Origin of the sequence: Leclercia sp. M-A074-M (genome assembly GCF_965195605.1) — a bacterium.
Classification (GTDB): domain Bacteria; phylum Pseudomonadota; class Gammaproteobacteria; order Enterobacterales; family Enterobacteriaceae; genus Enterobacter.
The window spans coordinates 128,140-152,688 of record NZ_CBDAHM010000004.1; the positions used below are offsets into that span (position 1 = coordinate 128,140).

Below are 24,549 nucleotides of genomic sequence, written 5' to 3' on the forward strand. Positions count from 1 at the left end.
AGGAATTGCGAGCAGGCTTCCAGACAAAAGCAACAGGGTGAAAATAACGGAATTATTGCGAGTCGGCCTCCCGATAAATAACCGGGAGGCCGATACTCAGAACTTCTCTTTAATATAACGGAACGGATAAGCGGTCGGCTTAATTTTGCCAATTTTTCGTTTCGGTAATTTCACCGGTTCTTCTGGAATATCTTTATAGGGAATCTGCGACAGCAGATGCGAGATAATATTCAGCCGCACGCGCTTTTTATCTTCGGAGCGGGCGACAAACCACGGGGCCCAGGCGGTGTCGGTGGCGGCGAACATCGCATCGCGCGCTTCGGTGTAATCATCCCAGCGGGTGAAGGATTTAATGTCCATTGGGGAGAGCTTCCAGGTTTTCCGCCCGTCGTTAATGCGGTCGCGCAGACGACGCTCCTGCTCTTTTGGCGTCACTTCCAGCCAGTATTTAATGAGAATAATGCCCGCATCGACCATCGCTTTTTCAATGATGGGCGCACCGTCGAGGAATTTCTCTACCTGCTCTTCCGTACAGAACCCCATTACCCGTTCCACCCCCGCGCGGTTGTACCAGCTGCGGTCGAAAATCACGATTTCCCCCGCCGAGGGCAGATGCGGGACGTAGCGCTGGAAGTAGAGCTGGCTTTTCTCTTTTTCCGTCGGGGCGGGCAGCGCCACCACCCGGAATACGCGCGGGCTGACGCGCTCTGTCAGAGCTTTGATCGTGCCCCCTTTGCCGGCGCCGTCGCGGCCTTCAAAGACGACGCACACCTTCAGGCCCTTACTCACTACCCAGCGCTGAAGCGTTACCAGCTCCTCATGCAGGCGATGCAGCTCTTTTTCATACTCCTTGCGTTTAAGGGGGACGGGAGGCGTGTTAGTCGCAACGGGTTTGCTTTTCTTTTTATCTGCCATGATGCGTTCCTTTCAGGGATTCTGCCGGGACGGTGTGACATAACACTTTGAAGTGTAATCACCGACACGGGGATTGGTGGAAAATATTCACACCCCACCCGAAATAATGGATGAAGCTGCCAGCGGCGCGATTTGAACTGGCTCACCATACAAGATTGTTCAATAATGTCTGTCGCAATTTTTTAACAAGTGGCTGTGGTATGAAAAAGACGGTGTTTTCGTTAGCGCTTGGCACGTTCGGTCTGGGGATGGCCGAATTTGGCATTATGGGTGTATTAACCGAGCTGGCGCGGGATGTGGGCATTACCATTCCCTCTGCCGGGAATATGATCTCATTTTATGCCTTCGGGGTAGTGATTGGCGCGCCGATTATCGCGCTCTTTTCCAGCAAGTTTTCGCTTAAAACCATTCTGTTGTTTCTGGTAACACTCTGTCTGATCGGCAATGCGATTTTTACTTTCTCCAGCTCATACACCATGCTGGCGATCGGACGGCTGGTCTCCGGCTTTCCACACGGTGCGTTCTTCGGCCTCGGCACCATTCTTCTCTCCCGCATTGCGCCCCCGGGCAAAGTGACGCTGGCGGTAGCGGGGATGATTGCCGGGATGACGGTCGCCAATCTTGCCGGCGTACCGCTTGGCACCTGGCTTGGGCACCAGTTCAGCTGGCGCTATACCTTCTTTCTGATTGCTGCATTCAATCTGCTGGTGCTGCTCTCTGTCGCCCTGTGGGTGCCGCAAACGTTCGATAAGACGCAGACCCGTCTACGAGAGCAGTTTCTCTTTCTGAAAAAGCCGGAGCCCTGGTTTATCTTTGCCGCCACCATGTTCGGCAACGCTGGGGTCTTCGCCTGGTTCAGCTTCGTTAAGCCGTTCATGATCAACGTGTCGGGCTTTTCCGAAGGGGTCATGACCGCGATCATGATGCTGATGGGGCTCGGCATGGTGCTGGGGAATCTCTTTAGCGGCAAACTGTCCGGGCGCTACAGCCCGCTGCGGATTGCAGCCTTCACCGATCTGGTCATTGTGCTCTCCCTGCTGCTGCTGTTTGCCTTCGGTGCGTTCCCTGCGGCCTCGCTGGTGATGGGCTTTATCTGCTGTGCCGGGCAGTTTGCGTTGTCGGCACCGTTGCAGATCCTCCTTCTGCAGAATGCGCAGGGCGGGGAGATGCTCGGTGCGGCAGGCGGGCAGGTGGCGTTTAATCTCGGTAGCGCCATTGGGGCTTACTTTGGCGGGATGATGATTACCCTGGGCTATAGCTGGAGTTACGTCACATTACCGGCGGCGCTGCTTTCATTCTGCGCCATGTCGTCGCTATTGATTTATGGCCGTCTGAAATCGCGGCGGGGAGAGGCTAACGCACAGGCGATAGCCTAAGCAACGTGCGCGCAGATGCCCGGCGGCGCTTCGCTTCCCCGGCCTACAAAAGCCAGACCGGGGAAAACGTAGGCCCGTGCAAGCGCAGCGCCGCCGGGCAAAAAGCACTCACATCACGCTTTCGAGGTTTTTCAGGAAATCTTCAACCTGCTCTGACGAGGCAGTGTCTGCCTCGTAAAGAATATCCAGCGTGACATCCTTCAGGCCGCAAAAACCGAAAACGCCTTCAACCAACTGGGTTCGTATCGCCGTCGAATAGCCGTGTTTATCAAAGCCCTTGAGATCGCTGCCCGCCGTCGCGACAAGGCGTACCGGTACATCACGTAAGTTACCCACAATCCGACCATCTTCCGCCACCTTGTACGCCCAGTTCAGGGTGAGTACCCGATCAAACCAGCCTTTCAGCAGACCCGGAACGGACCACCAGTAGATCGGGAAGACAAACACCAGCATATCTGCCCGCTCCACGCGCTGTTGTTCACGCCGGATATCGGCAGGCGGGGCGCTGGTCTCCCGGTGATACAGCGCAAGATCGGGACGCAGCATTGCCGGTGTAAAGGCTTCAGCGTGGAGATCGGCAATCTCGACCTGCGTACCTTGTTCACGTAAGCGGGCGGCAATTCGCGCCGCCAGTGTGTGGGATAACGAATTTTCGACAGGATGAGCCGTCACGATCAGCGCATTATCTATGACATGTGTTACAGACATAACCACCTCAGCACGCAGTTAACCTGTCACTTATCTTACTATTGGTAACTTACATGTCAATCCGGCAACACCACTCATTTTGTGCTGTCGGCACAGGTGTTCAGTACGCCAAACATCGCGCCGCAGAGCATATCTTCTGCGACGTTACGGGCCAGTGCCCCGTTGCTCGCGGCGGTACTAAGCGCCTCCGCCGCACCGATAATGGCCGTTAGCGCCGCTTCACCCTGCACCCCTTTCAGGGTGATATAGGGGGAGAGCGCCATGCGCAGGCAGTCTGCACATTCGGCAACGCAGGCTTCCCGAAATGTCAGCAGCGCCCGGGAGCCGGACAGGGCAGCAGCGATAGGGCCTGTCTCTGGCCCGGCGCTGATGGCGCAATCAATATAGGCGGCACTGAAAAAACTGACGGTGTTTTCCAGCGTTTTATTGTCGACATTCAGCGTTTCACGGAATTTTTTTAACTGCCGATCGCTGTAATCCTGATACAGCGCCATCAACAATCCTTCACGATCGCCGAAGTGATCGTAGGGAATGGGCTTGGTGACGTTTGCCCGCTCGGCCAGATAGCCCAGCGTCAGTGCCTCGGTGCCTTGCTGACGCACGATCCCACGTGCCACTTCCAGCAACTGTACCCGTCGATCCTCTTTTCTTAACCGTTTAACGACCATATTGTCCTCGCGCCAGTGTCTACTAAAGGTAGTTTACACGGTTTATTCGCGAGGCTGTATGCTTTGCAATAATATCGCCGTCTCGTTGCTCCATACCAAATGGTTCCCTGGATTAACATCAAACGGTTAACGCTCGCGAGGACCGCGGCGGCAGGATATGCTTCATATTACGGTGCAGAAGTGGATAGCGGGGTGTTGTGGCCGTAGGCCCGGCAAGCCGGGCATGCGAGAGTTATGAACGGAAATCAATCACCATACGGCCACGGATCTGGCCTTGCTCCATCTCTTTAAAGATGGCGTTGATATCCCCCAGCGGACGCAGCGCCACTTTCGGCACCACTTTGCCTTCGGCGGCGAACTGGAAGGCTTCGGTCAGATCCTGACGGGTGCCCACCAGCGAGCCCACCACCTGAATGCCATCCAGTACCAGACGTGGAATATCAAGGCTCATTGAATCCGGCGGCAGGCCAACGGCCACCACGCGACCACCGGCACGAACGGCATCTACCGCCGAGTTAAAGGCCACTTTCGCCACCGCCGTTACCACCGCAGCGTGGGCGCCGCCGGTTTTTTCCTGGATGAATTTCGCGGCATCCTCCGTGCGGGAGTTAACCACCAGATCGGCGCCCATGCTCTCGGCCAGTTTCAGCTGTTCATCATTGATATCAACCGCAATCACTTTGGCGTTGAACACATTTTTGGCGTACTGCAGCGCAAGGTTCCCCAGCCCGCCGAGGCCATAGATAGCGATCCACTGGCCAGGCTTAATCTCAGAGACTTTTACCGCTTTATAGGTGGTTACCCCGGCGCAGGTGATACTGCTGGCGGCGGCGGAGTCCAGGCCGTCCGGCACTTTTACCGCATAATCGGCGGTGACGATGCACTCTTCCGCCATCCCACCGTCCACAGAGTAACCGGCGTTCTTCACGTTTCGGCACAGGGTTTCGTTACCGGAGTTACAGTATTCGCAGTGGCCACAGCCTTCGAAAAACCATGCCACGCTGGCACGATCTCCCGGTTTGAGCGAGGTGACGCCCGGGCCAATCTCTTGTACCACACCAATGCCTTCATGCCCGAGGATCACCCCGGTTTTATCCCCAAAATCGCCGTTTTTGACGTGAAGATCGGTATGGCAGACGCCGCAGCAGTCCATCTTCAGCAGCGCTTCCCCATGTTTCAGCGGGCGCAGGGTTTTCTCGGTCACTTCTACCTGATGGTCTTTGGTCACGACAGCAGCTTTCATATGTTTCTCCATTTTCATATTGCGGATCTGCGGGGCAGGTTCGACAGAACGAAATACCCATTAAGGATTAGGTTATTTAATGATTGTGACAAGGCCATAGCAACATAATGTAATAATTTAATTGATTTTTTGCGGCCCGGGTCGCGCAAAATGAGTAATGGGCATGATAATAGAGGGGTTATTATTTCTGCAGTAAATGTGTAATGTTTCTGACATAACCAGACCGTAAGGTGTTGTCTTCTCAATAACCGAAGAGTTAAAAAGACAATGCATCTGGTAAAAAAACTTCTCGCAGTGAGCGTTCTTTTGTCCGCTTCCGTACAGGCGCAAAACATCCTCGAATTCCCTCAGCCTGACAACAACCCGGAAGAGTTCTACGCCGTCACCGAAATTCCGGCGGGCGGGATCATTAAGTATGAAACCGACGCCAAAACCGGCTTTATCATCGCCGACCGTTTCCAGTCGATGCCGGTGGCTTACCCGGCAAACTACGGCTCGCTGACCCAGTCGCTGGCGGGGGATGGCGATCCGCTGGATGTGATTTTCTACACCCGCGCGCCGATGGCCCCGGGCACCCTGATTAAACTCCGCGCCATTGGCGTGCTGAAGATGATCGATGGCGGCGAGAAAGACGATAAAATTGTGGCGGTGCCAGCCAGCAAAATTGACCCGACCTATGACGACATCAAAGAGTTGAGCGATCTGCCGAAGATTGAGCAGCAGCGTCTGGAGTCGTTCTTCCGCGTCTACAAGCAGTTGCCGGAAGGGCGCAAGTCGGTGGAACTGAACGGCTTTAACGATGCCGCCACCGCGAAGCAGGAGATCAAACAGGCATGGGATGCCTGGAAAACCCGTCAGCCGAAGTAAAAATTGCCCGGCGGCGGCTACCCGCCGGGCGATCTCCTACAGCTGCGCCGTCAGCGCGGCAATCTCCTCCAACCACTGCGCCTGAAGCTGCGGCTTCTGATGTTTAGGCTTACGCAGCCGATCCTCTTCCAGCAGTCTCTCCAGCATTATCAGCCGCTCCAACAGATCGTCAGCGGGTTCAGCCTGGCTGACGCACGGGGTAGCGGGGACCGGTTGGGCTTGTAATCCGCTCTCCTCACGCAGCCGGGCAAACACCGCGTCGGCATCGTGCCATTCGCTGAGTTTGCCCTTTTCAATCAGCCAGAAGCGGTTACAACTCTGACTAATTAACTGCCGATCGTGGCTGACCAGCAGCACGCCGCCTTCAAACTGTTGTAGCGTCTCCGCCAGCGCCTCTTTGCCTTCCATATCCAGATGGTTGGTTGGCTCATCAAGCATCAGCAGACTGAAGCGGGCCAGCGTCAGGCCAATAAAGAGCAGGCGAGAACGCTCTCCGCCGCTGAGGGTGCTGACCTTTTGTCCGTGGCGCGCCCAGGCGAACCCGGCGGAGATCAGCGCCATCTTGCGATCCTGGATGTTCGGTGCGAAGGGCTCCAGAGCATCAATCAGCGTGGCGTCATCCGCCAGCTGATGCAGGGTCTGGTCGTAATAGCCCAGCGTCACGCGCGGATGGATAGTCAATCCGGCGTGGCTTGCACTGGCGATAATCTGCTGCCAGATAAGCCGCATTAACGAGGATTTACCGCAGCCGTTACGCCCGACAATGGCGACCCGATCGCCGCTTTTTAAGCGGACGTTTTCTACCGAGAAGAGCGTCGGCAGCCCTGGAGCAGGCGCCACACCCAGCCTGTCGATCTCCAGCAGACGGTCGGCCCGCAGGGCATCGCCGCGCAGGGTTAAGGTCCAGGGGCTGCCCGAGGTCAGCGCCGTCTGGCTCTCCTTCAGCCGCTCTACCTGGCGCTCCATCTGTTTGGCTTTGCGAGCCAGATCTTCGTTGTCGTAGACCTTGCCCCAGGTCGCCAGCCGTTTCGCGCTGGCGGTGACCCGGTCGATCTCCTTTTGTTCCGCTTTATGGCGCAGGGCGTCGCTCTCGTCTTTCTCTGCCAGCGCCTGACGCGCGCGGGTGCAGGGAAGGGCGAAGTAGTGCAGCGTTTTGTCGCGCAGGATCCAACTGCCGTTGGTAACGGCATCCAGGAGCTGTCTGTCGTGAGACACCAGCACAAAGCTGCCGGACCAGCGCTGGAGGAACTGTTCCAGCCACAGCAGCGTAGGCAGATCCAGGTGGTTGCTGGGTTCATCGAGCAGGAGCAGATCCGGCTCGCTAATCAGCGCCCGCGCCAGCAGCAGACGGGTATGCTGGCCGCCGCTGAGGGTCGCCGAGGGCAACGCCATATCGTCCGGGGTAAAGCCCATGCTTGCCAGCAGCGTTTCTGCCCGCCAGCGCAGGCTTTCACGCTCGGCTACCGGCAGCTGCGCCAGCACCGCATCCAGCATGGTTAACGGATAGCTCGTCTCCGGAAGATGCTGTTCCACCCGCGCCATCAGGCAGTGGCCGGCCAGCGCCACCGTGCCGGAAAGCGGCGTTTCGGTGCCATCGAGGATCTTCAGCAGGGTACTTTTGCCGCAGCCGTTATCGCCCAGCAGACCAATGCGGTCGCCTTTTTTCAGGCTAAAGGTGAGGTCGTTAAACAGCGTGTCAAAGGCGGTATCAACACGAAGAGAAAGTGCAGTCAGTAATGTGCTCATTTGCTTACTCAAGAGTTACAGGCATGGAAATGCCTCGTCAATCAACGCTGACGATAACCCGGTAAGCCCGAGAGAAGGGATGTCTTAGGTGTCTTCGCTCAAGCCGAAGTTATCGCAGCACGAAACCGATAACGCTTGAGCAGGTGCGATCACCAAGGTGGAATGAAATATCAAAGATTTCATTGCACAGCATAATTAGCCTCCTTTTTATTCAGTGGGTTGATGGATGAAGCGAGTGTAGCGGGGAAGGTGTCTTTCAGCAAGGAATGTTAGTTGGTTGCATTTTAAAACCACATCATCTAGCCTTTATTTGGTTTTACTTTAAAACCAATTGAGAGGATGTGAGAGCATGAAAGTGGAAATGGCGTTATCGACAGGGGAGGCGAAACCTGCGGGTCTGTCGCGTAGCCTGGTATGGCTCTTCGCAATCGCCAGCGGAATGAGCGTGGCGAATGTCTATTTCGCACAACCGCTGCTGGATGCGCTGGCGCAGGATTTTGCTATCAGCCAGGCGGCGGTCGGCGGCGTTGTCACTGCTACCCAGGCCGGTTGTGCGCTGGCGCTGCTCTTTCTGGTGCCGTTGGGCGACGGGATGGATCGCCGTCGATTGATGATGATCCAGCTTCTGGCACTGGTGGCCGTGCTGGTGGCGGTGGGGATGGCACAATCCGCGCCTGTGCTGCTGACGGCGATGCTGGCTGTCGGCCTGCTCGGTACGGCGATGACCCAGGGGTTGATCGCTTATGCGGCGAATGCGGCTGCGTCTCACGAGCAGGGGCGTGTGGTGGGGGCGGCGCAGGGCGGAGTGTTTATTGGTTTACTGCTGGCGAGGGTTTTCGCCGGGAGCGTGAGTGATCTCGCGGGCTGGCGCGGGGTCTATTTCTGCGCAGCGGGCCTGATGCTAATGCTTGCGATCCCCCTGCTGCGAGGGCTACCTGCCACACCCGCGGTTAGCGGTACGCTCAGCTATCCGCGTCTGCTCGCCTCAATGGTGACGCTGCTTCGTCAGGAAAAGGTCTTACAGGTCAGGGGCATTCTGGCGCTGCTGATGTTTGCAGCGTTCAACATTTTCTGGAGCGCGTTGGTATTGCCCCTGAGCGCGCCACCCTTTAATTTCTCCCATACCGCCGTTGGCGCGTTTGGGCTGGTTGGGGTAATTGGTGCCCTTGCCGCAGCGCGGGCCGGGCAGTGGGCCGACCGGGGACTGGCGCAACGCACCAGCGCGATGGCGCTTCTGGCGCTGCTGCTTGCCTGGTGGCCGCTGTCGCTGATGGAGGTGTCGCTGTGGGCGCTGGTGATCGGCATCGTGTTGCTCGATCTGGGCGGTCAGGCATTGCATGTCACCAATCAGAGCCTGATCTTTCGCACCCGGCCAGAGGCGCACAGTCGGCTGGTTGGCCTCTATATGCTGTTTTACGCCGTCGGCAGCGGGCTGGGGGCGATTGGCACCACTTTTACCTGGGCTCATCTGGGCTGGCAGGGGGTCTGTTTGCTGGGGGCGATGGTCAGCCTGCTGGCGCTGGGGTTCTGGTGGGTGACGCGGGGCAGGTAAGGTGCGGTCGGTTCGCCGGGCAAGCGTAAGCGCCGCCCGGCGATGCAGGAGGTTAGATCGAAGTCCGACGGTAGCTGCGGTATTCCGGCTTCCAGAAGTTCTCGTCAATCGCCTGCTGCAGGGCGTCAGCAGAGGTTTTCACCGCCACCCCTTGCTGCTGCGCCATCTTACCCACCGCAAAAGCGATCGCTTTCGACACCACGTGAATATCCTTCAGTTCCGGCAGAACCAGCCCTTCACCGTTATTGACCAGCGGAGAGTGCTTCGCCAGGGTTTCGCTGGCGGACATCAGCATCTCATCGGTGATGCGCGAGGCACCCGAGGCGATAACGCCAAGGCCAATCCCCGGGAAGATATAGGAGTTGTTGCACTGGGCGATGGGGTAGATTTTGTCCTTCCAGACCACTGGCGCAAACGGGCTGCCGGTGGCGACCAGCGCATTGCCTTCGGTCCAGGCGATGATGTCCTGCGGGGTGGCTTCCACGCGCGAGGTCGGGTTCGACAGCGGCATCACGATTGGGCGGGCGCAGTATTTATGCATCTCGCGGATGATCTCTTCCGTGAAGAGCCCGGTCTGGCCGGAAACGCCGATCAGAATGTCCGGCTTCACGTTGCGGACCACATCCAGCAGTGAAAGCACTTCGTTATCGGTATCCCAGTTTTTGAGGTTCTCGCGCTTTTGCACCAGTTTGGTCTGGAACGGCAACAGGTTCGGCATGGCGTCGGTCAGCAGGCCGAAGCGGTCGACCATAAAGACGCGGGAACGCGCCAGCTCTTCGCTGAGCCCTTCGCGCTGGGTCTGGGCGATGATCTGCTCGGCAATGCCGCACCCGGCGGAACCGGCGCCGAGGAAGACGATCTTCTGGTAGCTGAGCTGGTTGCCCGCCGCGCGGCTGGCCGCAATCAGCGTGCCGACCGTTACCGCTGCGGTGCCCTGAATATCATCATTAAAGGAGCAGATTTCGTCGCGATAGCGATTCAGCAGCGGCATGGCGTTTTTCTGGGCGAAATCTTCAAATTGAAGCAATACGTCCGGCCAGCGGTGTTTTACCGCCTGGATGAAATCATCCACGAACTGATAGTACTCGTCGTCGGTGATGCGCGGGTGGCGCCAGCCCATATAGAGCGGATCGTTGAGCAACTGCTGGTTATTGGTACCCACATCCAGTACCACCGGCAGGGTGTAGGCCGGGCTGATGCCGCCGCAGGCGGTGTAGAGCGACAGCTTACCGATCGGAATGCCCATTCCGCCGATCCCCTGATCGCCGAGTCCCAGAATACGTTCCCCGTCGGTTACGACGATCACTTTGATGTTATGGTTGGAGACGTTCTGCAGAATGTCATCCATGTTGTGACGGTTCTGATAGGAGATAAACACGCCCCGTGAGCGGCGATAGATTTCCGAGAAACGTTCGCAGGCGGCGCCGACGGTTGGGGTGTAGATCACCGGCATCATCTCGTCGAGATGGTTTTGCACCAGGCGGTAGAAGAGGGTTTCGTTGGTGTCCTGGATATTGCGCAGGTAGATATGTTTATCGATCTCGGTTTTGAATCCCTGGTACTGGATCCACGCGCGTTCGGCCTGTTCTTCAATGGTTTCGACCACTTCCGGCAGCAGGCCCAGCAGGTTGAAGTTGCTGCGCTCTTCCATGCTGAAGGCGCTGCCCTTGTTCAGGAGGGGAAACTCCAGCAGTACCGGACCGGCGTAAGGAATATAGAGGGAGCGATTTTTTTTGGCTTTGTTGTCCATGTTACTCACTTAATTTTTTGGAAATCCGTCCCTGGCACTGGTGTTGATCATTGTCGCTGTCGTGCCCGCAGGGGATGTCAGGCGCATAGTATAGAGGAGGTGAATGTTAAAAACTGCAACATACAAATAAAAACACCATCGGTTTTGCCGATGGTGTCGGGGATCTTTAGGGAGAACTTACTTTGGTTGCTGGCGTTTTCTGCCGGTGGCGTGGGTGACCTGCGTTTCGCTGCCTCCCTCAATGACCACTTTGCGCTGGTTAGACACCTTGTAGTTCATTCCCAGAATATGGCGTGCCTGACGGTTCGATTTCATATTGACTCCTCCATCCTGTTGATAGTGATAAGGTGATCGAAATATAACCCTTAAGGTTGCCTCTCCAGCATAGCAGGTTTTCAGAAACTGTCGTGCTGGCCGCTTACGACGTAGTTAATGGTTTGCTGGTAGATATCACTGAGGATGTCATTGTCTGAGGCTTCTACCCACTTTGTCAGTTCCATTAAAATGTCATCTTCAGTGACCGCGCCCATTTCAGCGCGTAAACCCTGTGCGATAGCGTTAACCAATTCCGGCTGTGCGGATGTCGTATTTGCAGAATAATAATTAAACATGTTGCCTCCGTGTCGTTTTCTGTTTAATGGTCCGGCTCGCAAAAACATCGTGATATTCAGAATGACAAATATTTTTGCCGCTGTGTTTAAGAATCCTCTCAGAAATATTGCTGTCATAAAATCATGCTTTTTCATGATCTTAGAAAATAGAATATATTCTTTAGACTCCTTAAAAATAATCCTGTGTCAGTTGGCCCCGAATTAAATATTATTGAAGACAGATTTAAATTACACGGAAAAATCCTGGTTGCAATAGTCATAACCTCTCCGATTTCACAGATTAATCCTGATATATCACACTTTCGGGCTCTCTCTTCAGCGTGGTCTATACTGAAGGCTTTGTAAGCCAACAAGGAGAGCAAGAATGACAATTCATAAGCACGGTTCAGCACACTGGTCTGGTGATATTAAACGCGGCAAGGGGACGGTTTCGACTGAGAGCGGCGTTCTTAATCAGCAACCTTACGGCTTCAATACCCGCTTTGAAGGGGAAAAAGGCACCAACCCGGAAGAGTTGATTGGTGCTGCGCATGCGGCCTGTTTCTCTATGGCCCTGTCGTTGATGCTGGGTGAGGCGGGCTATACTGCGGATTCCATTGATACCAATGCAGATGTCTCTCTGGATAAAACCGACAGCGGTTTTACCATCAGCAAAGTCGCTCTGCAGAGCAAAGTAACCGTTCCGGGCATCGACCCGCAGCAGTTTGACGGCATTATCCAGAAAGCGAAAGCGGGATGCCCGGTTTCACAGCTGCTGAAAGCGGAAATCACCCTCGACTATCAGCTGAACTGATTGTCCTGCCGGGCGTTGCGCCCGGCTATCCCTTCACCGCGGCGGGAAAGACCTCCGCCAGCCACGCGATAAATATCCTCAGACGATGCGTCATATGCCGGTTTTGCGGATAAACCACGTAAAATGGGTAGTGCGGCGGGCGCCACCTGTCGAGGATCTCTACCAGCGTGCCCGCTTCCAGCAGTGCGCCTGCTGAGTAACGAAACGTCTGTATTATCCCCATCCCGGCCACCGCTGCCGCCAGATGACCGTTGCTCTCGTTCACACCTATATGATGCACCAGATTAATGTCGCGGATCTCATTCTCATGGGTAAAGCGAAACGGCACGGCGCGTCCGGTTACTGGCGACAGGTAACTTACCAGCTTATGGCCGTTGCGCAGCTCCTCCGGATAAGCGGGGATCCCGTACTGCTTCAGATAGCCCGGTGTGGCACAGGTGACCATCTCTGCATTGCCAATATGCCGGGCAATAAGCGAAGAGTCCTCCAGCGCGCCGCCGCGGATAACGCAGTCCACGTTGCCGCTGATCAGATCCACTGGCCGGTCGGCCACACCAAGATCGATACGGATAGCGGGGTAGCGGCGTATAAAATCCGGCAGCGCAGGGATCAGCACGTCTCGCGCCGTAGAGCCGCCCACATCGATGCGGAGGTGCCCCTGGGGCTGCTGTTTCGCCTGGCTGAAAGAAGTGTCTATCTCTTCGATATCAATCAGCACCCGGCGGGCTTTTTCGTAATAGTCCTGGCCCTCTGGCGTCGCCGTCACCCTGCGGGTTGTGCGTTGCAGCAGCCGCACGTCCAGATGGGCCTCCAGCGCTTTCACCAGCTTGCTGAGGCTGGCGATGGGCATATTCAGTGAGTCCGCCGCCCGGGTAAAGCTGCCGGTTTCCACTACGCGCGTAAAGGCGCGCATGGCCTGTAATTGATCCATAGAGGGGCGCTCCGCCACAGAGATTATTCCCACAGGGAAAAAGTGATTTCCATTTTTGCTAATTTTTCACTAATGCCGCAAGGGCTACAGTGCTTCCACACCAACAATGTGGAAGGAAAAGCAAAATGAACACAGCATTAACAGATAAAATCGCACTCGTCACCGGCGGCACCAGCGGCATCGGTCTGGCAACGGCAAAAGAGCTGCAAGCCCAGGGGGCGAAGGTCTATATCACCGGTCGCCGCCAGGCGGAGCTGGACAACGCCATCGCCACCCTCGGCGGGCAGGTCACCGGCATTCGCGCCGACGCCTCCGTACTCGCCGATCTTGATACCGTTTATGCCCAAATCGCCGAACAGTCCGGGCGGCTGGATGTGCTGTTCGCGAACGCCGGCGGGGGCGATATGCTGCCTCTGGGGGCGATAACCGAAGAACAGTTCGACCGCATTTTTGCCACCAACGTCCGCGGCGTACTGTTTACCGTTCAAAAAGCGCTGCCGCTGCTGGCCGACAAAGCCTCGGTGATCCTGACCGGCTCCACGGTCTCCATTAAAGGCACCGCTAACTTCAGCGTCTATAGCGCCAGCAAGGCGGCGGTAAGAAACTTCGCCCGCTCCTGGGCGCTGGATTTGCAGGGGCGCGGTATCCGGGTGAACGTGGTCAGCCCGGGCCCGATTAAAACCCCGGGGCTGGGAGAACTGGTGCCAGAAGATCAGCGGCAGGGGCTGTTTGATGCCTTAGCCGCTACGGTACCGATGGGGCGTATTGGCGAGCCGGAAGAGGTGGGGAAAGCGGTGGCGTTCCTCGCCTCCGATGCCGCCAGCTTCATCAACGCCGTCGAGCTGTTTGTGGACGGCGGGATGGCGCAAATCTGACGCAAACAGGACTGACTGAACGTGCCGCGGACGGCATGTCTGTCTGCAACAACAAGGATGTTTCTCTACTTTATAGCATCAATAAGCATTCACACTGATTATTTTTGAGCCGAATCGATCTTTTCTGAATATATCCTCGTAATACTATTAGGCCACGAATGTAATTTATGCTAAACAATAGCTTAAAAGCCCTAACATTCGAACAGGAACACTAGCTGTGCTGACGACTCTTATTTATAAAAGCCAGTTAAATCCATCCTGCCAATCATTATCTCTTATTTCACTTGTTGAAAAAGCCAGGCAGCGGAATTCCGCCCTGGATGTGACGGGCATTTTGCTGTTTAACGGCGTCGACTTTTTGCAGATCCTTGAAGGATCGGAAGAGGTCATTGAAAAACTGTTTTGTAAGATCCGTAGCGACAAACGCCATCACAGCGTGGTAGAGCTGATGCGCGATTATGGCCCGCACAGACGCTTCGAAAATGTCGGCATGCTACTCTTCGACCTGCTGGTTGATAGCCAGAAATCGGTGCTCTCATCGGTGCTGCGCTACAGCAAGCTGGACTACTATCTGGCAGCGCAGGATCGGGTGTTCAAGTTTATTCAGTCGTTTATTACCCGGGAACAGCCCACCCGCGACCGGACGGTCTTCCTGCCGGAGAGATGGAGACTGGCCCCGGAGCATGCCCCGTTTGGGCAAGGCATCAACGCGCTCATCGAAAATCAGGTCTGCCAGTTTGCCCTGCAACCCATTATTGAACCCACCGAGGGGAAAATCTCCTCGCTGGAGGCGTTAATTCGCGGTAACGACGGAGGAAGTCCGGAACGCTTCTTTAGCGCCATCGATCAGGACAAAATGTACGAAGTGGATCTCCAGACGAAGGCATATGCTTTTGCCCTGGCGGAGAAAATCGGCATCGGCAATCATAAAATCGCCGTCAATCTGCTGCCGATGTCGCTGGTGAATGTCCCTGGTGCTGTTGATTTTCTGATGGACCAGATCCTCATCCACGGCCTGCAGCCGGAGCAGGTGGTGATTGAAGTCACCGAAAACGAAATGATCTCCGGGTTCAACCAGTTTAACAGCGCCATTAAGCAGCTTCGGGCGGCAGGTATTGGCCTGGCGATCGATGATTTTGGCTCCGGGTATGCCGGGCTGTCGCTGTTAACCCGTTTCCAGCCGGATAAGCTCAAAATCGACCGTGAGATTGTCAGCGACATCCATTTGAGCGGCCCGAAGCAGGCAATTGTGAAGTCGATTATCAGCTTTTGTACAGACCTTGAAATTGCGCTGGTGGCCGAGGGCATTGAGAAGATCGACGAGTGGTGCTGGCTGGAGTCGGCTGGCATTAAGCGTTTTCAGGGCTTTCTCTTCTCCCGGCCAAAATTAAACGGGGTAGGAGAGATCCACTGGCCGCAGTTGTCCAGCCACCTTTCCTGAGCGATTAAATATTCAGCAATAAGGATTGGGTAAATAGTTGAATATTTACAATGCTTCGCAGGTTAAATTATTAGCAAATATTTTGTAATGCAGTGATTTTAATAAATTTAATGTTTTTTCGGCTTTTTTATTAATAAATAACTTTAACTCAATGTTAATTTTGCGCTGCCGATAATACCTCAGACCGTATTGTTTCTGAGGTATTTATGTCATTAAAAAAGTCGTCTCTTGCCATCCTGCTTGCCCTGCTGTTTTTCTTTGTCGCCAGTGCCGCAACTAACGTCTGGCTGGCCATTAAAAGCAACAACTCCCTGGATAACGTGAATAAAGAGATTCAGGTGGTGTTATCCATTATCGATCCCATTAACCATAGCCGTACCCTGCGCGTGCGGGTTATGGAGTATATGAAACAGGTGGAAAGTGGCGACACCACCGGTCTCGATGAGAAGCTGGCCTCCGTTAAGCTGGCTCTGACCAAAGCCGATGGCGCCTTCGCCGCGTTTAATGACGCCCCCCGCCTGGCGGACGAAGCGCCGCTGGTGAAAAACTATAATGACGGCTGGCTGGCCTACCGCGATCGTGGCCTGGTGCCGCTGATTGAGGCGGCTTCCGCCCATGACAAGGCAAAGTTTGATGCGCTGATCCCGCAGATTTCTGGCCTCGACCGTCAGTACGAAATTGTCCTCGATCAGGTGCTGTCGGTGCACCAGAAATACGCGAAACAGTTAAATGATGATGCGCGGACGCAGTTTTCATCCGGCTTAACCATCATTATTGCTTTTGCCGCCCTGTTTGTGGTGGTCATTGTCGGGGTGAGCGTGCTGATGAAGCGGTTTGTCTTAGCGCCGATTCATCTTGCCCGTGAGCACTGCAGCCAGATCGCCGCCGGTAAATTAACGGAAGCGGTACCGCAGAAAACCGGATCGAACAATGAGATCGACCTGCTGATGGGCTCGATGGAGGAGATGCGTCTGGCCCTGCTGGATACCGTCTCTCAGGTACGTGCCGCCTGCCATACCGTTAACCACGCCTCGCAGGAGATTGCCTCCGGCAATATCGACCTGGCTTCCCGCACCGAGCAGCAGGCTGCCGCCCTGACGGAAACGGCCGCCAGCATGGAGCAGCTGAGCGCGACGGTTGCCAATAATACCGAGAACGTCAACCAGGCAGGTAAGCTGGTGCAGGATGCGGTAAACAACGCCCGTACCGGGGAGGCCGTGACCCGCGAGGTGATCGAAACCATGAACACCATCGCCGCCAACTCTCAGCGCATCGAAGATATCACCAGCGTCATTAACAGCATCGCCTTCCAGACCAACATTCTGGCGCTGAATGCCGCCGTTGAAGCGGCGCGCGCCGGAACTCAGGGGCGTGGATTTGCGGTGGTGGCGACTGAAGTGCGCACTCTGGCGCAGAAAAGCGCCGTGGCGGCGAAGGATATTGAGAACCTCATCGCCCAGTCGGTTTCCAGCGTGAAAAACGGTTCGCAGCTGGTGAATCGCTCGGGTGAGGTCATTCATGCCATCATCACCTCGGTGAACAAAGTCAACGCGCTGATGGAACAGATTCAGGTGGCGTCCGAAGAGCAGAGCCGCGGCATTGGTCAGGTAGGGCAGGCCGTGACCGAAATGGATGGCGTGACTCAGCAGAACGCCGCGCTGGTGCAGGAGTCTGCGGCGGCAGCGGCTTCGCTGGAAGAGCAAGCCAGACACCTCACCCAAAGTATTGCCAGCTTCCGCCTTCCGGAACCAGCATAAGGCAATGTCTGATTGCCCGGCAGCGCTGCGCTTGCCGGGCCTGCAGTTTTATCGTTCGTAGGCCGGGTAAGGCGCAGCCGCCACCCGGCGATACCCTGACCACACCTTTTCCTGCCGCTTCGTCGTGACCCATCTCACATTAATTTCCTGGTCTATGCTTGATGTGCATGCGCGGCGGATTGCCGCCGCACTTTCTCTTTTTCCCTCTGCGTAACGATAAACGTTAAGCACCCTGAGGAACACGGGTCAAACGAGGTGGTGGAATGACAGCTAAATCTATTACGTATTGGGGTTGTGAACACATTGATGCTAACACGGTTCGCTTCCATCTATGGGCCAGCGGTCAGGAGCAGGTCTCCCTGCGCCTCAACGACGAAACGCTGGCGATGCACCCGACCGGTGACGGCGGATTTGAACTGACGGTTGACTACGTCAAACCCGGTTCAACCTACAGTTATATTCTGGCAGACGGCACTGCGGTGCCGGATCCCGCCTCCCGCGCCCAGCAAGGGGATGTCAACGGTCCTTCGCTGGTGTGCGATCCCGACAGCTATGTCTGGCGCAATACTGAATGGCAGGGCCGACGCTGGGAAGAGAGCGTGGTCTATGAGCTGCATATCGGTACCTTTACCCCGGAAGGCACCTTCCGCGCGGCAGCCGACAAGCTGCCGTATCTGGCCTCGCTGGGTATCACAATGATTGAACTGATGCCCGTATCGCAGGCCGGAGGCAATCGCAACTGGGGCTATGACGGAGTGCTGCTCTATGCCCCGCACAGCGCCTACGGTACGCCAGATGAGCTGAAAGCCTTTGTGGATACCGCTCACGGACTGGGACTGTCGGTGGTGCTGGATATTGTGCTGAACCATTTTGGTCCGGAGGGAAACTACCTCCCGCGCCTCTCCCCGGACTTTTTCCATCCGGAGCGAATGACCCCCTGGGGAAATGGCATCGCCTACGATGTGGCCCCCGTGCGCCAGTTTATGATCGGCGTGCCGCTGTACTGGCTGGAGGAGTTCCGCTTCGATGGATTGCGCTTCGACGCCATCGATCACATTGCAGATTCGTCTGAAAAACATATCCTGGTTGAAATTGCTGAACGCATCCGGGCGCAGATAACCGATCGCCCGATCCATCTCACCACCGAAGACAACCGCAACATTATCTCGTTGCATCCTTACGGTGAGGATGGCTCCCCGTCGCTTTATACCGCCGAATGGAATGACGATCTGCACAATGCCATTCACGTCCTGGCCAGCGGGGAAACCCACGCCTGGTACCGGGACTTTGCGCATCAGCCGGAAAAATGGGTCGCCCGGGCGCTGGCGGAAGGGTTTGCCTATCAGGGCGAAATCACTCCCCGGGACCGGGAGCCACGCGGGGTTAAAAGCATCGACCAGCCGCCGGTGGCCTTTGTCGACTTTATCCAGAATCACGACCAGGTGGGTAACCGGGCGCAGGGGGATCGTCTGCTCTCCCTTATCGGGGAGGATCGCACCCGGGTGCTGCTGGCCGCGCTGCTGCTGTCGCCGCATATCCCGCTCATGTTTATGGGCGAGGAGTTCGGCGAAACCCGGCCATTCCTTTTCTTTACCGATTTTCACGGTGATCTTGCGCGGGCGGTACGGGAAGGACGGGCGAAGGAGTTCGCCGACCATGCCAGCCACCAGGAGGAGGGCGTGCCCGATCCGAATGCGCTGGAGACCTTTACACGATCGAAACTCGACTGGGACAAAGTTAACCAGCCGGAGGGGGAAAGCTGGTTGAGCTTTACCCGTCACCTGTTGCAGCTGCGTCAGCAGGTGATTGTGCCGCTGCTGGCAACCGCCCGCAACGGTGGGGGCAAGGTGCTGGACCTGGCACCCGGCTGCGTGGCAGTCACCTGGACGTTTCCACGGGGAACCCTGTCGCTGGCGTTTAACGTCGGCGGCCATACGGAGGCGTTGCCCGATCTGCCGGGTGAAACCCTCTTTGCCTGGCCTGAGATCCATACCGAATTACGGCCCGACACCCTTATTGTCCGCTTTGCCCCTGGAGAACCAACCTGATGATCCCCACAGCGACCTGGCGTATCCAGTTTCGTAATGGCATGACGTTCGATCGTGCCGCCAGTCTGGTGCCCTATCTGCAACAACTTGGCATCAGCCATCTGTATGCCTCGCCGATTTTTACCGCTGCCCGTGATTCGACCCACGGTTATGACGTGACCGACGCCAATGAGATCGACCCGGCCATTGGTGGCCGCGCCGGATTTGAACGGCTGGTCAGTGCCCTTAAGGCGGCTGGCCTGGGGCTGATTCTCGATATCGTCCCGAACCATATGTCCACCTCGCTGGAAAACGCCTGGTGGCGTGATGTGATTGAACATGGCGAGAAGAGCCGCTATGCCCGTCACTTTGATATCGACTGGTCCCGCCGCCTGACGCTGCCGTTTCTGGGCGATGACTTTGACGTGGTACTGGCAAACGGGGAGATCAGCATCCAGCGCGATCCCAACACCGGTAAACCGGCGCTGGCCGTTTATGACAACTTCTATCCGCTCACCCCGGAGAGCTGGATGGGGCGCGAGGAAGAGGTTCTGAACCTGCGCGAGCCTGAGGCGATTGCACGCCTGCATGACCAGCAGCCGTGGCGGCTCAGCAGCTGGCGCGACGCCCCGCGGGATCTCTCCTGGCGGCGCTTCTTCGAGATCACCGGTCTGGTGGGTGTGCGCGTTGAGGACGACGCGGTCTTTGATGACAGCCATGCCCTGATCCTGGCCCTGGTGCGGTCGGGGGCGGTGGACGGGCTGCGCATCGATCATGTGGATGGTCTGGCCGACCCGCGCGCTTACCTGCAACGTTTGCGGCAGGAGGCGGGAGCCGATTGCTACATCACGGTAGAGAAGATCCTCAGTAAAGGGGAGAACCTCCCCGCAGACTGGCCCATCTCCGGCACGACCGGGTATGAATTCATCGCCTCGCTCTCGGAAGTGCTGGTGGATGACGACAAAATCGACAGCCTGCGTCAGGCCTACGACGCGGTGGTGGGTAGCCCGGTGGACATGCACGCTGAACTGCGTGCGGCGCGCCTGCTGATGGTGGATCGCAATTTCGCCGGGGAGTTCTCCACGCTGCTGACGCTGGCCAAAAAACTGGCGCAGGTGGAGGGGGTGGCGATTGATGAAGAGCTGCTGCGCCTGGCGCTGCGGGAGCTGCTGGTGGCCTTCCCGGTCTATCGCACCTATGGCACCGCGCAGGGGATGTCCGGCGCGGATATCCGGCTGCTACAAAACGTGCTGACCCACGTTAACGCCGACCCGGACGCGCTCACGCTGTTGACCCGTATCCTGACCGGCGAGGTCAGCGATGAGGCCCGCGATACCGCCAGCCAGTTCCGCACCCGTTTCCAGCAGCTGACCGGGCCGCTGATGGCGAAATCCGTTGAAGACACGCTCTTTTTCCGTCAGCACATGGATCTGGCGCTTAACGAAGTCGGGGCCGAACCGGTGCCGCGCGCCTTCTCACTGACACGTTTCCATACCGAAATGACGGCGCGGCGTGAACGCCAGCCGGATGCGCTCTCGGGCACCTCAACCCACGACACCAAGCGCGGGGAAGATGCCCGCGCCCGGCTCTATACCCTGACCGAAGCGCCGCAGGTATGGGCCGAGTGCGTGGCCCGCTGGCAGCAACTCAACCAGACCCATGTCCGCTTTCTGAACGATGGCACCGCGCCGCGAGCCGCTGACACCTGGATGTTATATCAGGCGCTGGCGGGGGTCTGGCCACCCGCACTCGATCCCCAGGATTCGGCGGGTCTGAATGCGCTGGAAGCGCGCTTCCTGGCTTTTGTGGAGAAAGCCCTGCGCGAGGCCAAGCTGCGTACCGACTGGGTAGACAGCAACGAAGCCTATGAGACGGTGGTGCTGGAGTATGCCCGCCATCTGCTCTCGCCGGACAATCAGGATTTTCTGCGCGACTTCAGCACCTCGTTACGCCCGTTTATCCGCGCCGGGCTGGTAAACAGCCTGAGCCAGACGGTGATCAAACTGACCGCTCCGGGCGTACCGGATGTTTATCAGGGCAGCGAGGGGCTTAACTTTAGCCTCGTCGACCCCGATAACCGCCGCGAGCCGGATTTCGCGCAGCTCAGCCAGCAGCTCAACAGCGCCGATCTGCATACCGCCTCCCGTGAGGCGAGCTGGCTCGACGGCCAGCTTAAGGTGTATGTCACCAGCACGCTGCTGAATCTGCGCCAGCGTAAACCGGCGCTGTTCCGCTTGGGCAGCTATGTCGCGTTGCTGACCCGGGGGGAAAGGGCGGATAAAGCCATCGCCTTTGCTCGCGTGGATGACGACGACGTATTGATCGTGGTCGCCCCACGGCTGGCGTTTGCCAGCGCCGCACAGACGTTTCCACTGACCGGCGCGGCACTGTGGGGCGATACGGAGGTTGTCTTGCCTGCTGAACTGGCCGGGCGTCGCTATCAGGACTGTTTCAGCGGTGAAATCGTTATACCGGGCGAAAGCCTGAAGTTACATGATGCACAGGATTGCTGGCGGGTGTTACTGGCCTGCGGCTAATGATGATGGTTCGAGGGAGAGATGTTATGGCAAATAATAAGATCTATCAGATTGAGGCGGGGCAGAGTTACCCGCTCGGCGCAAACTATGACGACAAAGGCGTCAATTTTGCGCTCTTTTCGGCCTGTGCCGAACGCGTTGAGCTATGTCTGTTTGATCCGACGGGCCAGCATGAAATTGCCCGCCTGGAGCTACCGGAATACACTCACGAAGTGTGGCACGGCTACGTTCCGGATCTGCAGCCGGGCGCGTTGTATGGCTATCGTGTGTATGGTCCTTACGATCCCGAAAATGGCCACCGCTTTAACCCGCATAAACTGCTGCTCGATCCCTATGCCCGGGCATTAACCGGCGAGCTGAACTGGAACGCCGCCCATTTTGGCTATGAGCTGGGGCATGACGATCTCGATCTCAGCTTTGATACCCGCGACAGCGCGCCGTTTACGCCGAAATGCCGGGTTATCGACCCCCGGGTATTTGACGGGCAGGATCCGCATCGCCCGGCGGTGCCGTGGTCTGAAACCATTCTGTACGAAACCCACGTGAAGGGCTTTACCCAGCTTCACCCGGCCGTTCCGCCTGAGCTGCGCGGCACCTTTGAAGGGATGGGGCATAAAGCGATTGTCGATTACATCAAAAGCCTCGGCATTACTTCGGTGGAGTTGCTGCCGGTGCACGCCTTCCCGGACGATCAACATCTGCTGGACAGGGGGCTGAAAAACTTCTGGGGTTATAACACCCTGAACTTCTTCTCCCCGGCATCCCGCTATTACGGTCCGAACGGCATCCAGGGATTCCGCGATATGGTGCGCGCCTTCCACGATGCGGGTATCGAAGTGATCCTGGATGTGGTCTATAACCACACCGCCGAGGGCAACGAGCTGGGCCCGACGCTCTCTTTCAAGGGGATCGACAACTTTTCCTACTACCGGACCATTGCAGGCCAGCATCGTTACTATGTGAATGACACGGGGACTGGCAACACGGTGAATACCTCCCATCCCCGTGTGCTGCAGATGATCATGGACTCTCTGCGCTACTGGGCCGAATCGATGCATATCGACGGTTTCCGTTTTGACCTCGGTACCATTCTGGGTCGCGAGCCGGAAGGGTTCGACCAGCGCGGGGGCTTTTTCGATGCCATGATGCAGGATCCGCTGCTCTCGCGGCTGAAACTGATTGGTGAGCCGTGGGATATCGGTCCTGGCGGGTATCAGGTAGGGGGATTCCCGCCAGGCTGGGGCGAGTGGAATGACAAGTATCGTGATACCGTGCGCGAATACTGGCGCGGGGATAACGTCTCCTCGGACTTTGCCGCACGTCTGCTCGGTTCCGGCGATCTCTACGACCAGCGCGGGCGCCGTCCGTGGGCGAGCATCAACTTTATCACTGCCCATGACGGCTTTACCCTGAACGACCTGGTCTCTTATAACGAGAAGCACAACGAGGCGAACGGGGAAGATAATAACGACGGCCACAATGATAACCGGTCATCGAATTATGGCGCCGAAGGGCCTACCGACGACGAGCAGATTAACGCCCTGCGCGAACAGCAGAAGCGCAACTTCCTCACCACGCTGCTCTTTTCTCACGGTACGCCGATGCTGCTGGCGGGGGATGAGTTTGGCCGCAGCCAGATGGGGAACAACAACGGCTACTGTCAGGACAGCGAGATCAGCTGGGTGCACTGGGAGGATCTGCCGGAAAGCGCCGAGATGCTGCGTAATTTTACCCGGCATCTTATTGAGCTGCGTACCCGCCAGCCGCTGTTACGCCGCGAGAGCTGGCGTGATGGGATGGAGATCCTGTGGTACAACGCGGGTGGCGGCCTGCAATTGCCAGAACACTGGGATGAAGGCACCACCCTTGGGCTCTATCTGACCCGGGCCGATTTAGAGGTTGCAAACGGGATCTGGCAGGAGGTGCTGCTGCTGATCAATCCATACGAGGCTGCGGTACCGTTCCGTATCCCGGATTGCGGCGAGGGTGGCTGGGTGCTGGAGCTAAGTACCGTACAGGATGACAACCTGGGCCAGGCTATCACCCCGGATAGTGACTTCCCGCTGGCGGGCCGCAGTATCGTGCTGTTGCGTCGACCTTAACGGTTAGCCCGGGCTCTCTCCCAGGGGCTGGAGGTATCGTCGTCGGCTTTGGCCGGCGCGGTATCTTCCAGCGAATCCAGATAGAGCGCTTCGACTTCGGCGCGAGCCCAGGGCGTGCGGCGCAAAAATTTGAGGCTGGATTTGACGCTGGGGTCGCTGTTAAAACAGTTGATTTTAATCAGCTTGCCCAGCTGCGCCCAGCCATAGCGCGCCACGAGGGCGTTAACCATCATCTCAAGGGTGACGCCGTGCAGCGGATCTCTGGAAGGGTGAGCGGTCATATGCGTCCGGTTATTATTAAAGGTCTGAAAGCGGGGAAGGGTACAAGAAAAGCGGGAAACCAGCAACGTTACCCGTCGACATTACAGGCCGATTATTGCCTCAATCTTACTGGAATTTATGCCAGTAAAAACTGGAGCAATAATGTGAAGAGATAAGCCATTGCTGCAATCTGAATTACCCGGAAGCCCCATATTAAATAACGCCATGCGTTGCGTTCTCTGGCATCTGCTTCTGCAATGGCAGGATCAGAATGCTGTTTTTTGGCTTTAGCCCTGAATTCACTCACAACCCACAGCACAAGAATAAAGGCAACGATCGCTTTCTGAAGTAAGGGATTATCCATAGTGCATTATTCCCGACGGGTTGTT

At 56.8% G+C, this 24,549-nt stretch carries 21 protein-coding genes; 10 read left to right on the plus strand and 11 right to left on the minus strand.

The genetic code is table 11. The annotated features are described in order from the left end of the window. Positions 1-96: 96 nt before the first annotated feature. Positions 97-915 carry a polyphosphate kinase 2 gene (gene ppk2 / locus ACOKCT_RS10230; protein WP_156654500.1) on the minus strand — a complete coding sequence of 273 codons (819 nt, stop codon included), beginning with the start codon at positions 913-915 and terminating at the stop codon, positions 97-99. Positions 916-1,115: 200 nt separating this feature from the next. Here ppk2 and araJ point away from each other — a divergent pair, with 200 nt between their 5' ends. Beyond that, complete coding sequence (gene araJ, locus ACOKCT_RS10235; protein ID WP_420193435.1) at positions 1,116-2,291, plus strand: MFS transporter AraJ; 1,176 nt, start codon at positions 1,116-1,118, stop codon at positions 2,289-2,291. 108 nt (positions 2,292-2,399) lie between these two features. Here araJ and ACOKCT_RS10240 read toward each other — a convergent pair whose 3' ends face one another. The 3 genes from ACOKCT_RS10240 to adhP all read right to left on the minus strand — a co-directional run bounded on the left by ACOKCT_RS10240 (position 2,400) and on the right by adhP (position 4,910). Further along, a complete protein-coding gene (locus tag ACOKCT_RS10240) occupies positions 2,400-2,999 on the minus strand; it encodes an NAD(P)H-dependent oxidoreductase (protein ID WP_420193436.1) in 600 nt (199 codons plus the stop codon). Between the two features lie 74 nt (positions 3,000-3,073). Further along, positions 3,074-3,667 carry a TetR/AcrR family transcriptional regulator gene (locus tag ACOKCT_RS10245; RefSeq protein ID WP_103179623.1) on the minus strand — a complete coding sequence of 198 codons (594 nt, stop codon included), beginning with the start codon at positions 3,665-3,667 and terminating at the stop codon, positions 3,074-3,076. Between the two features lie 232 nt (positions 3,668-3,899). Then, complete coding sequence (gene adhP, locus ACOKCT_RS10250; protein ID WP_420193437.1) at positions 3,900-4,910, minus strand: alcohol dehydrogenase AdhP; 1,011 nt, start codon at positions 4,908-4,910, stop codon at positions 3,900-3,902. A 267-nt stretch (positions 4,911-5,177) separates the two neighbouring features. On the opposite strand from adhP, the gene ACOKCT_RS10255 reads away from it, so the two are divergent. Next, entirely contained in the window at positions 5,178-5,777 is a 600-nt protein-coding gene (locus ACOKCT_RS10255; RefSeq protein WP_159338881.1) for an inorganic diphosphatase, read from the plus strand. Positions 5,778-5,813: 36 nt separating this feature from the next. Here ACOKCT_RS10255 and ACOKCT_RS10260 read toward each other — a convergent pair whose 3' ends face one another. Further along, complete coding sequence (locus tag ACOKCT_RS10260; RefSeq protein WP_420193438.1) at positions 5,814-7,523, minus strand: ABC-F family ATP-binding cassette domain-containing protein; 1,710 nt, start codon at positions 7,521-7,523, stop codon at positions 5,814-5,816. 349 nt (positions 7,524-7,872) lie between these two features. On the opposite strand from ACOKCT_RS10260, the gene ACOKCT_RS10265 reads away from it, so the two are divergent. After that, complete coding sequence (locus tag ACOKCT_RS10265) at positions 7,873-9,075, plus strand: MFS transporter (RefSeq protein WP_420193439.1); 1,203 nt, start codon at positions 7,873-7,875, stop codon at positions 9,073-9,075. 52 nt (positions 9,076-9,127) lie between these two features. Here ACOKCT_RS10265 and ACOKCT_RS10270 read toward each other — a convergent pair whose 3' ends face one another. From ACOKCT_RS10270 to bdm, 3 genes are all read right to left on the minus strand, one after another. Beyond that, entirely contained in the window at positions 9,128-10,825 is a 1,698-nt protein-coding gene (locus ACOKCT_RS10270; protein WP_103179618.1) for an NAD-dependent malic enzyme, read from the minus strand. Positions 10,826-11,002: 177 nt separating this feature from the next. Then, on the minus strand, positions 11,003-11,140 hold the full coding sequence (gene sra / locus ACOKCT_RS10275; RefSeq protein ID WP_103179617.1) for a stationary-phase-induced ribosome-associated protein: 138 nt from the start codon (positions 11,138-11,140) through the stop codon (positions 11,003-11,005). Positions 11,141-11,220: 80 nt separating this feature from the next. Further along, positions 11,221-11,436, minus strand: coding sequence for a biofilm-dependent modulation protein (gene bdm, locus ACOKCT_RS10280; protein ID WP_139565102.1), 216 nt, complete (start codon positions 11,434-11,436; stop codon positions 11,221-11,223). A 364-nt stretch (positions 11,437-11,800) separates the two neighbouring features. Between bdm and ACOKCT_RS10285 the strand changes: the two genes are divergently transcribed. Then, on the plus strand, positions 11,801-12,229 hold the full coding sequence (locus ACOKCT_RS10285) for an OsmC family protein (protein ID WP_103179616.1): 429 nt from the start codon (positions 11,801-11,803) through the stop codon (positions 12,227-12,229). A gap of 25 nt (positions 12,230-12,254) precedes the next feature. Here the strand turns inward: ACOKCT_RS10285 and ACOKCT_RS10290 are convergent, their stop codons facing one another. Further along, positions 12,255-13,160 (minus strand): LysR family transcriptional regulator, encoded by a 906-nt coding sequence (locus ACOKCT_RS10290; protein ID WP_159338886.1) that lies wholly within the window; start codon positions 13,158-13,160, stop codon positions 12,255-12,257. Between the two features lie 125 nt (positions 13,161-13,285). On the opposite strand from ACOKCT_RS10290, the gene ACOKCT_RS10295 reads away from it, so the two are divergent. The 6 genes from ACOKCT_RS10295 to glgX all read left to right on the plus strand — a co-directional run bounded on the left by ACOKCT_RS10295 (position 13,286) and on the right by glgX (position 23,899). Next, positions 13,286-14,035: an SDR family oxidoreductase gene (locus tag ACOKCT_RS10295; protein ID WP_156654490.1), complete on the plus strand. Its 750-nt coding sequence runs from the start codon at positions 13,286-13,288 to the stop codon at positions 14,033-14,035. A gap of 217 nt (positions 14,036-14,252) precedes the next feature. Continuing rightward, positions 14,253-15,476 carry a diguanylate phosphodiesterase gene (locus ACOKCT_RS10300; protein ID WP_420193440.1) on the plus strand — a complete coding sequence of 408 codons (1,224 nt, stop codon included), beginning with the start codon at positions 14,253-14,255 and terminating at the stop codon, positions 15,474-15,476. A 206-nt stretch (positions 15,477-15,682) separates the two neighbouring features. Beyond that, a complete protein-coding gene (locus ACOKCT_RS10305; RefSeq protein WP_420193441.1) occupies positions 15,683-17,233 on the plus strand; it encodes a methyl-accepting chemotaxis protein in 1,551 nt (516 codons plus the stop codon). A gap of 263 nt (positions 17,234-17,496) precedes the next feature. Then, on the plus strand, positions 17,497-19,281 hold the full coding sequence (treZ, locus tag ACOKCT_RS10310) for a malto-oligosyltrehalose trehalohydrolase (protein WP_420193442.1): 1,785 nt from the start codon (positions 17,497-17,499) through the stop codon (positions 19,279-19,281). Continuing rightward, a complete protein-coding gene (treY, locus tag ACOKCT_RS10315; RefSeq protein WP_156654486.1) occupies positions 19,281-21,797 on the plus strand; it encodes a malto-oligosyltrehalose synthase in 2,517 nt (838 codons plus the stop codon). Before treZ ends, treY begins: the two co-directional genes overlap by 1 nt. Positions 21,798-21,823: 26 nt before the next feature. Then, positions 21,824-23,899 carry a glycogen debranching protein GlgX gene (gene glgX / locus ACOKCT_RS10320; RefSeq protein ID WP_420193443.1) on the plus strand — a complete coding sequence of 692 codons (2,076 nt, stop codon included), beginning with the start codon at positions 21,824-21,826 and terminating at the stop codon, positions 23,897-23,899. On the opposite strand, the gene ACOKCT_RS10325 is transcribed toward glgX, so the two are convergent. Then, positions 23,896-24,180 (minus strand): VF530 family DNA-binding protein, encoded by a 285-nt coding sequence (locus tag ACOKCT_RS10325; RefSeq protein ID WP_103179608.1) that lies wholly within the window; start codon positions 24,178-24,180, stop codon positions 23,896-23,898. The two genes, glgX and ACOKCT_RS10325, sit on opposite strands and share 4 nt — an antisense overlap. 116 nt (positions 24,181-24,296) lie before the next feature. Next, positions 24,297-24,524 (minus strand): hypothetical protein, encoded by a 228-nt coding sequence (locus ACOKCT_RS10330; protein ID WP_420193444.1) that lies wholly within the window; start codon positions 24,522-24,524, stop codon positions 24,297-24,299. Positions 24,525-24,549 lie beyond the last annotated feature (25 nt).

Bases quoted from the DNA above. Each gene is read 5' to 3' on its own strand.
- ACOKCT_RS10325 (WP_103179608.1), bottom strand. From the start codon at position 24,180: ATGACCGCTCACCCTTCCAGAGATCCGCTGCACGGCGTCACCCTTGAG.
- ppk2 (WP_156654500.1), bottom strand. From the start codon at position 915: ATGGCAGATAAAAAGAAAAGCAAACCCGTTGCGACTAACACGCCTCCC.
- araJ (WP_420193435.1), top strand. From the start codon at position 1,116: ATGAAAAAGACGGTGTTTTCGTTAGCGCTTGGCACGTTCGGTCTGGGG.
- ACOKCT_RS10290 (WP_159338886.1), bottom strand. From the start codon at position 13,160: ATGGATCAATTACAGGCCATGCGCGCCTTTACGCGCGTAGTGGAAACC.
- adhP (WP_420193437.1), bottom strand. From the start codon at position 4,910: ATGAAAGCTGCTGTCGTGACCAAAGACCATCAGGTAGAAGTGACCGAG.
- ACOKCT_RS10265 (WP_420193439.1), top strand. From the start codon at position 7,873: ATGAAAGTGGAAATGGCGTTATCGACAGGGGAGGCGAAACCTGCGGGT.
- treY (WP_156654486.1), top strand. From the start codon at position 19,281: ATGATCCCCACAGCGACCTGGCGTATCCAGTTTCGTAATGGCATGACG.
- ACOKCT_RS10255 (WP_159338881.1), top strand. From the start codon at position 5,178: ATGCATCTGGTAAAAAAACTTCTCGCAGTGAGCGTTCTTTTGTCCGCT.
- ACOKCT_RS10240 (WP_420193436.1), bottom strand. From the start codon at position 2,999: ATGTCTGTAACACATGTCATAGATAATGCGCTGATCGTGACGGCTCAT.
- treZ (WP_420193442.1), top strand. From the start codon at position 17,497: ATGACAGCTAAATCTATTACGTATTGGGGTTGTGAACACATTGATGCT.
- glgX (WP_420193443.1), top strand. From the start codon at position 21,824: ATGGCAAATAATAAGATCTATCAGATTGAGGCGGGGCAGAGTTACCCG.
- ACOKCT_RS10305 (WP_420193441.1), top strand. From the start codon at position 15,683: ATGTCATTAAAAAAGTCGTCTCTTGCCATCCTGCTTGCCCTGCTGTTT.
- ACOKCT_RS10260 (WP_420193438.1), bottom strand. From the start codon at position 7,523: ATGAGCACATTACTGACTGCACTTTCTCTTCGTGTTGATACCGCCTTT.
- ACOKCT_RS10270 (WP_103179618.1), bottom strand. From the start codon at position 10,825: ATGGACAACAAAGCCAAAAAAAATCGCTCCCTCTATATTCCTTACGCC.
- ACOKCT_RS10285 (WP_103179616.1), top strand. From the start codon at position 11,801: ATGACAATTCATAAGCACGGTTCAGCACACTGGTCTGGTGATATTAAA.
- ACOKCT_RS10330 (WP_420193444.1), bottom strand. From the start codon at position 24,524: ATGGATAATCCCTTACTTCAGAAAGCGATCGTTGCCTTTATTCTTGTG.
- ACOKCT_RS10245 (WP_103179623.1), bottom strand. From the start codon at position 3,667: ATGGTCGTTAAACGGTTAAGAAAAGAGGATCGACGGGTACAGTTGCTG.
- ACOKCT_RS10295 (WP_156654490.1), top strand. From the start codon at position 13,286: ATGAACACAGCATTAACAGATAAAATCGCACTCGTCACCGGCGGCACC.
- bdm (WP_139565102.1), bottom strand. From the start codon at position 11,436: ATGTTTAATTATTATTCTGCAAATACGACATCCGCACAGCCGGAATTG.
- sra (WP_103179617.1), bottom strand. From the start codon at position 11,140: ATGAAATCGAACCGTCAGGCACGCCATATTCTGGGAATGAACTACAAG.